A 1,166-nucleotide genomic window follows, 5' to 3' on the forward strand; every position below is an offset into this window, starting at 1 on the left:
CTGCACGATCACATCGCGCCACTGGGCGTGCAGTTCATCGGCTTCTGGCCAACGGAGGGCTTCGAGTTCACCAGCCCCAAACCGCTGAGCGCCGACGGCAAACACTTCGTCGGCCTGGCGCTCGATGAGGTCAACCAATACGATCTGAGCGAAGAGCGCCTGCAGCAATGGTGCGAACAGATCCTGCTGGAGATGGAGCCGCTGCTGTAGCCGCTATCGGGCGCTGAACGCGCCCGATTCCCCTCGCTTATTTCCACAGCCGGAAGCGTGGTTCGTCTTCCCCGGCCGGCGTTTCCTTGGTCAAACGCGCCGGATCGGCCACCTGATACCAGTCCAGTTTGCGCGTCAACAGCATAATGCCCGCCAGAATGGCGAACAGCAGCCCGGCTCCCAGCACCAACGCATTGTCCTCCGACTGCAACAGCAAATAGAGCACGCCGTACAACAACAATAGGCTCGCGGCGAACAGCGCACCGCGCAGCTTGCCGCGCAGTACGGCGCTCAGATAGAAACCGATCAGCCCGCTGCAGGCGATGCTGGCCGCCAGATAAGCGAGAGCGAATCCCAGGTGTTCGGAGAAGGCCAGCAGAATCAGGTAGAACAACACCAGCGCCGCACCGACCAGCAGGTACTGAATCGGGTGCACCCGCAGCCCGGTTAGGGTTTCGAACAGGAAAAACGCCATAAACGTCAGCCCGATAAACAGCAGCGCGTATTTGACCGCGCGCTCGGTCAGCTGGTAGTGATCGACCGGTTCGACCAAGCTGGCGCTGAAGGCCGGCAGCTTGTCCTCGTCGATAATGCCATCGTCGTAATGGAACGCACTGTTGATGTTGTTGGCGAACCAGGTGCTGCGCCAGCGAGCGCTAAACCCTTGCTCCGTCACCTTGCGTTCGTCCGGCAGGAAGTTGCCGAGGAAATTCGGGTGCGGCCAGTTGCTTTGCAGCTGCAGCTCGCTGCTGCGCCCCAGCGGCACCAGCGACAGGCTACTGGTGCCCGCCAACGTCAGGGTAAAGTCAGCGTTCAGCCCCTCTTTTTGTTGCAGCGCCGTCAACGTCAGCGGTGCGTGGATCCCCTGGCGCAAAAAAAAAATTAGAACCGTTATGGTGTGGAGTATTGTAGAGAGTTGCATGGAGAGGAGGAGGATCAAGTTGAATGTAGTAGAC

Annotated in this window: 2 protein-coding genes; one reads left to right on the forward strand and one right to left on the reverse strand. The window is 59.7% G+C overall.

From position 1 onward, the window contains the following. Positions 1 to 210, forward strand: a 210-nt coding sequence (locus tag SO140_RS45945; protein ID WP_498544200.1) for an NADPH-dependent FMN reductase family protein, incomplete at its 5' end; no start/stop codon positions are given. 37 nt (positions 211 to 247) lie between these two features. Here the strand turns inward: SO140_RS45945 and creD are convergent. Continuing rightward, positions 248 to 1,166, reverse strand: a 919-nt coding sequence (gene creD, locus SO140_RS45950; protein ID WP_498544201.1) for a cell envelope integrity protein CreD, incomplete at its 5' end; no start/stop codon positions are given.

Source organism: Bradyrhizobium sp. UFLA05-108 (assembly GCF_059803455.1).